The following is a 6,598-nucleotide window of genomic DNA, read 5'->3' on the forward strand; positions in this document are numbered from 1 at the left end:
GCCTTCGCCATGACGGGCCGGCATCCCTGATCGCCCGGTTGCCATGACTCACGCACGAAGCGCCTGGCGCATGCCGGGCTGACGCCCCCACGTACGGCATGACCGCCCGGCAACCCGCATGAATCCGGCACCGGAGCCACCGCGCCGGACCATCATCCTGCTCGGCGCCAGCAACCTGGCGCGGGCTTTCCCGAAGCTGCCGGATCTGCTGCGCGGCGGGCTCGGAACACCACTGGACCTCGTCGTGGCGATGGGACATGGCCGCGCCTACGGCTCTTGGAGCCGGTTCGCGGGACGCGCCCTGCCCGGCATCCTCGACTGCGGACTCTGGCAGCACCTGGCGGAACGATCCGGCCAGACACCGCCGCTGGCCGTCATCGCCGACCTGGGCAACGACCTGGTCTATGGCATATCGGCGGAGACCCTGCTCGACGGACTGGAGACCCTCCTGCGCCGGCTTCGGCATCGCGGCAGCGACAGCGTGCTGATGTCACTGCCGATGGCCAGCCTGGCCCGACTGACGCCGCTGCGCTTCGAACTGGCCCGGCGCCTGCTCTTTCCCGGCCATCCGGCCGAATGGTCCGGCCTGCAGAATGAAATCGCCCGGCTCGATGCCGGCATGCGGGCCCTGCGCCAGCGCTACCGGACCGGCTGGGTGGAAACGCCGCCGGACTGGTATGGCTGGGACCCCATCCATATCCGCCGCTGCCGCCAGGCGGAAGCCTGGACCCGGGCATTCGGCCAATGGCAACCATGGCGCGACGGCCCCGTCGCCGCCCCCGCGCTGCGCTGGCGGGAGCGCCTGACCCTGCGCTGCCTGCGCCCGGCCGAACGCATCTGGCTGGGCCAGCGCCAGCTGACCCCGCAACCGGTGCGGAACGCCGACGACTACCGCCTCTACCTGTATTGACCGTGCTGCGCATCGCGCCCGGCATCGCCCTGCCGCTGACAGACATCGTGTTCACCGCCGTCCGCGCCCAGGGTCCGGGCGGACAAAACGTCAACAAGCTGGCCACCGCGGTTCAGCTGCGCTTCGACATCCGGGCCTCCAGCCTGCCCGAGGCGTACAAATGCGCCCTGCTGGAACTCGGTGACCGGCGACTGGCCCGGAACGGCACGATCGTCATCAAGGCCCAGACCCACCGCAGCCAGGAACGCAATCGCGCCGACGCGCTGGAGCGGCTGGTCTCGCTGATCCGGGCGACGGCGAAACCGGGCAAAATCCGCCAGCCGACGCGGCCCGGCCGCGCCGCCCGGGAAAGGCGCCTGAGCGACAAGAAACGGCGCGCCGACACCAAGCGGCAACGCACACGACTGGCCGATTGAGCGCCGCACGGCTATCTTTGCCGCTCGTATCGACCGGACCCCCGCGGTGCCGGTCGCACCCCCCCAACCTTCCAGCCGACAGGAGAAAACCATGGCCATACGACGCCGAGGCGGCCTCAACCACAGCAAGCTCGATCAGGTCGTCGCCAATGCCCGCCGCGATAAGGAGGAACGCGAGAAAGGCTACCGCGAGCGGGCGCTGAAGATGTATCCCTGGGTCTGCGGTCGCTGCACCCGCGAGTTCAACCAGCAGAGCCTGCACGAGCTGACCGTCCACCACCGCAACCACAATCACGACGACAACCCGCTGGACGGCAGCAACTGGGAGCTGCTGTGCCTGTATTGCCATGACGACGAGCATTCCCGCTACAACAACGCCGGTCTTTACGGCGACGATCGCCCCGGCAACGGCACCGGCACGACCCACAAGGCCTTCGCCGGTCTGGAAGCCCTGCTGAAAAAAGCCTGAAGCCGGCGCCGCCGTCAGACCACGGCCGCCTCGCGCGCGCTGCCGAGATAGCGGGACAGCCGGTCCTGCAGGCGCGCCATGTCCAGCGGCTTGGCCAGAAAATCGTCGACCCCGGCCCGCAGCGCGGCCTCGCGTTCCTCGGCCAGCACCCCGGCCGTCAGCGCAATGACCGGCAGATGGGCGAGATCGGCGTCCCGGCGAATCTCGCGGGTGGCCGTGAGGCCGTCCATGACCGGCATCTGGATGTCCATCAGCACCACGTCGAAACCGTCGGGCGTGGCACGCAGCCTGTCGAGCGCCTGCTGACCATCAGCGACCAGGATCGTCAGGGCGCCCGCCTGCTGGAGCGCCCGCGCCAGCACCAGCAGGTTGATGCGATTGTCGTCGACCGCCAGCACCCGCAAGCCCGCGAGCCGGGCACCGACCGGCGACGGCGCTGCAACGGGCACCGGCGGCGATTCCCCGTCGCGCGCGAAGGGGAGTTCGAACCAGAAAGTGCTGCCCTGGCCCGGCCTGCTCTCGGCGCCGAGGGTTCCCCCCATCAGCCTCACCAGCCGCTGGCTGATCGCCAATCCCAGGCCGGTACCGCCGAAACGGCGGGTGATGCTGGCATCGCCCTGGCTGAACGGCTGGAACAGGCGGGACAACGCCTCGGGCGCCACGCCGATCCCGGTATCCCGCACCTCGAAGCGCAGGCGCACCGCATCGTCGGCCGAGGCCTGGGGCAGGATCACCAGCTCGACGCCGCCCGTCGCGGTGAACTTGATCGCGTTGCCCAAGAGATTGATGAGTATCTGCTCGATGCGGCGCGGATCGCCCCGCAGGGTGCCGAGCGCCGTCGCGGCCGGCGAATTGACGCGGAAATCCAGCCCCTTGGCGGCAGCCGAATTCTGGAACAGATGACGCACCCGCTCCAGCACCGTCGCCACGCTGAAGGCCTGCACATCGATGCGCAGCTGTCCCGCCTCGATCTTGGAGAAGTCGAGAATGTCGTCGATGATGTTGAGCAGCGCGTCGCCCGCCTCGCCAAGATGCCGGACCATGGTCAGCTGCCCGGGCGACAGGGGCTCACGACTGAGCAGCTGCGCCAGCCCCAGGACAGCATTCATGGGCGTGCGGATCTCGTGGCTCATGTGGGCGAGGAACTGCGTCTTGGCGGCGCTGGCGGCGGCCAGCTGGGCGGTCCGCTCCTGGACCTTCTGCTCCAGCGAGAGGTTGAGCTCCCGCAGCGCCAGCTCGGCCTGCTTGCGCTCGGTGATGTCGTAGATGCAGCCGTGCCAGAGGATGCTGCCATCCGCCTCCCGTTCCGGCACGGAATCGCCGAATACCCAGCGCACCGCGCCATCCCCGCCCAGCACGCGATACTCCATCTGCCAGGGGGCCAGCGCCTCCGCCGAACGCCGGATCGAGTCGCTGACCGGCGCGAGGTCCTGCGGATGCAGGGTGGCGAAGACCGGGGAGGCATCCTCCCTGACCGCCGCCGGCTCGACCCCGTAGATATCGCGGATGGCCTCGCTGGCATAGGGAAAACAGGAGCTGCCGTCCGGCCGCAGCCGGTACTGGAAGATGATCCCGGGCACCCGTGCGGCCATCTTGCGCAGCCGGTCGTTCGTCTCCTGCAGCAACCGGGTCTTGGCTTGCAGCTCCTGCTGCGCCTGCTTGCGTTCGGTGATGTCGCTGACCACCCCTTCCATGCGCAGCGGCTGGCCGGCGGCATTCCGGTAGACGCGGCCCACGCCGAGTATCCAGTGCTCGGAGCCATCGGGCCAGACGACGCGGTACTCCTTCTCGTAGTGGATACCGCGCTCCAGGGAGGCGCGGATCGCGGCATCGACGCTTTCGCGGTCGTCCGGATGCAGGGCGGCCAGAAACCCTTCGTACCGCAACGGTCTGCCGGGAGGCGCGCCGAACAGTTCGCACATGTAATCGGACCAGAGAAGCACATTCGACGGGATGTCCCAGTGCCAGGTGCCCAGCCTCGCCCCGTCGATGGCCAGCATGAGCTTCTCCCGGCTTTCCCGGATCTGGCGCTCGGCCTGCTTGCGTTCGGTGATGTCGACATGGGTGCCGACCACTCGCACCGGATCGCCCCGCGAGTCGCGCTCGACGACCCGGCCGCGGCTCAATATCCAGCGGTAGGCGCCACTGCTCGCCCGCATGCGCAGCTCCAGCTCGTAATGCCCTGCCGACCGGAGTTCCCGCTGGATGCGGCCGATGACCGCCTTGCGCTCGCGACGCGACAGCAGGGCGACCGCATGCGGGAGAAGATTGCGGTCCCCCATCGGGCGCTCGTAGCCCAGCATCCGGAAGAAGGCATCGTTGGCATAGAACTCGCCGGTCACCGGGCTCCAGTCCCAGAGACCATCCCGGGTGGCTTCCATCGCCAGCCGCAACCGTTCGGAGGTCCTGACCAGCGCCTCGGTCTTGTTCTCCAGTTCCCGGGCCCGCCGGGCCACCAGCAGCTCCAGCTGATCCCGGTGCCGCTCCAGTTCCAGCTGGGCCTCCATGCGCTCGGTAATATCCTTGACGGTCCCGATCAGGCACCAGGCCTGCCCGTCCCGGCATTCGAAGCTGCCCCAGGCGTCGACCCAGCATATCTGCCCGTCCCGGGGCCGGATGATGCGGTACTGGTGATGCAGATTCTGCCGGCCTTGCGCCGCCAGCGTGAATTCGGCGGTGGCCTTGTGCCGATCCTCGGGATGCACCAGACGGCTCCAATTCTCGACTGTTCGGTCGAAATCCTGGTCGATACCCAGCACCTCGTCGAGCATGGGCGAACTGACCCAGCGCTGGGCCTGGATGTCGGTGACGTAATAGCCGAGCTGCGCCATGCGCTGGGCGACTTCGAGAAAATGGGTACGCAGCCTGAGTTCGGCCTCGGCCGCCTTGCGCGCGGTGATGTCCTCGAACAGCGTGTAGACGCCGGCCGGTGGCTGGTCATCCCCGGTGTCGATCGGGACCGACTTGATGTTGATCCAGGTCAGCGCCTCCCCCCGCGGGCTGCGGATCCCCATCACCACGTCGTTGACCGCCTGCCCGGTCCTCAGCGTCACCATGGCCGGATGCTCGCATCCCGGAAAGGGCGAGCCATCCTCGCGGACCGCATGCCAGCCGGAATCCGCCGATGTCCTGCCGCGCATCTGGTCGAGAGACAAGCCGAGTATCCGCTCGGCGGCGGGATTCGCGCCGACGATGGCGCCGACAGCATCCTGGATCACGATACCCAACGGTATCGAATCAAACAGAATGCCGCTTTCCGGATACAGGCATGGCATGTCTCGGGTAACTTTCGTTCGCAAGAGCACCTCGAAAGGGAGTTGACGTGGAGACGATCGCGATCGCGGGAACACAACCGTGCCCGGGCGCCCGGGCATGGCCACACATGCGGGAGGCCGCCGGCATTGCCTGCGGCTTGCCCGGATACCACCCGCCCAAGGGCACGGTACATAAGCCTTGCAGCTATTTATGCTGTAATTTTAGGCTGGAGGAAAAGGCGAAAGTTCTGCCAAATACTGACCATCGGAAATGGCGGATCCATGGCCGGAGGGCAAGTTGCCGCAAGGGCACAGCGGGCACGCCCCTCGGGCAGGCGCGCCGGCGCCCTGCGGAACCGGCGAGGACGACGGCAAAGTCCAGCACAGCCGGCGCGCCGGGCGGGCAATTCAGCCGCCGCCACCCCGCCCGCTCAATCCTTGACGCCGCCCTGGACCAATCCTTCGAGATAGTGGCGCTGGAGGGCCAGGAACAGCAGGATCACCGGCAGGGTGGTCAGCACCGCGCCCGCCATCATCAGTTCCGGGTCCTGGACATGCTCGCCCAGGAGATTGGCCAGCGCCACCGGCAGGGTGTGCCGTTCGCTGCCGGTCAGGACGATCAGCGGCCACATGAAGTCGTTCCAGCTGCCCATGAAGGTGAACATCGCCAGCGTCACCAGGATGGGCCGGCACAGCGGCAGCACCAGCGACCAGAAGATGCGCAGCTCCCCGGCGCCGTCGATGCGCGCCGCGTCGAGCAGGCTGTCGGGGATGCTCTGTGCGTGCTGGCGGATCAGGAAGATGCCGAAGATGCTGGCCGCCCCGGGAACGATCACGCCGGCGTAGGTATTGATCAGCCCCAGCTCCCGCAGCATCAGGAACAGGGGCAGCATGGCCGCCTGGCCGGGAATCACCATGACCGCCAGCAGGACGCGGAACAGCCGCTCGCGCCCGGCAAAGCGCAGCTTGGCGAAGGCATAGCCGGCCAGCGCGTTGAGCAGCAGCCGTGTATCGACATACCAGGGCATCGCCAACAACCGCCCCTCTACCTGACTGCTGGCCAGAATGCCGGGAAAAGCGTCCCCGGCCTCGGCCCGCCAGTCATCCAGCGGCAGCAACGCATCCAGGGCGGCGAATTCCGCTATCCAGGTGTTGCCCAGCTGGACGATATCCGGCAGTACCTGGCCGGCGTAGGCGGTCAACAGCTTCTCGTGCGCCGCGCTCCAGGGAATCTGCTGCACCTGCACGCGGACGCCGGGATGCCGGTGCTCGAAAGCCGCCATCAATGTCTGCACCGCCTCGCCCTCGCGTCCCATCGCCCACAGATGCAGGGTACGGTCGGCGGTCGGCTCGGAACAGGCCGCGAGCAGGGATAGCCATGCGCCGAGCATCAAGCCCCGCAAGGCCGCGGCTATTCGCCCATTCAAAGCAGGCAACCTGACTGACATTGGACTCGATCCCATCGTCGACCCAATAGGCTGGCCAAGCCTTTGCTCTCCCGCTTCAGAACCTGAATATCGATCATGGCAGTCACCACCACATCCTTATT

At 67.7% G+C, this 6,598-nt stretch carries 5 protein-coding genes; 3 read left to right on the plus strand and 2 right to left on the minus strand.

Translation table 11 applies throughout. From position 1 onward, the window contains the following. Positions 1-118 precede the first annotated feature (118 nt). The 3 genes from ACYQ1H_RS12000 (at position 119) to ACYQ1H_RS12010 (ending at position 1,795) form a co-directional block, all read left to right on the plus strand. Positions 119-910, plus strand: a complete 792-nt coding sequence (locus ACYQ1H_RS12000; RefSeq protein WP_460028277.1) for a hypothetical protein — start codon at positions 119-121, stop codon at positions 908-910. A gap of 2 nt (positions 911-912) precedes the next feature. Continuing rightward, on the plus strand, positions 913-1,326 hold the full coding sequence (gene arfB / locus ACYQ1H_RS12005) for an alternative ribosome rescue aminoacyl-tRNA hydrolase ArfB (RefSeq protein ID WP_460028278.1): 414 nt from the start codon (positions 913-915) through the stop codon (positions 1,324-1,326). Between the two features lie 91 nt (positions 1,327-1,417). Continuing rightward, positions 1,418-1,795, plus strand: a complete 378-nt coding sequence (locus tag ACYQ1H_RS12010; protein WP_460028279.1) for a YajD family HNH nuclease — start codon at positions 1,418-1,420, stop codon at positions 1,793-1,795. 14 nt (positions 1,796-1,809) lie between these two features. Here ACYQ1H_RS12010 and ACYQ1H_RS12015 read toward each other — a convergent pair whose 3' ends face one another. Both ACYQ1H_RS12015 and ACYQ1H_RS12020 read right to left on the minus strand, forming a co-directional pair. Beyond that, complete coding sequence (locus ACYQ1H_RS12015; RefSeq protein ID WP_460028280.1) at positions 1,810-5,070, minus strand: PAS domain-containing protein; 3,261 nt, start codon at positions 5,068-5,070, stop codon at positions 1,810-1,812. Between the two features lie 410 nt (positions 5,071-5,480). Then, entirely contained in the window at positions 5,481-6,440 is a 960-nt protein-coding gene (locus ACYQ1H_RS12020) for a carbohydrate ABC transporter permease (protein WP_460028281.1), read from the minus strand. Positions 6,441-6,598 lie beyond the last annotated feature (158 nt).

This window comes from Methyloparacoccus murrellii (assembly GCF_054657115.1).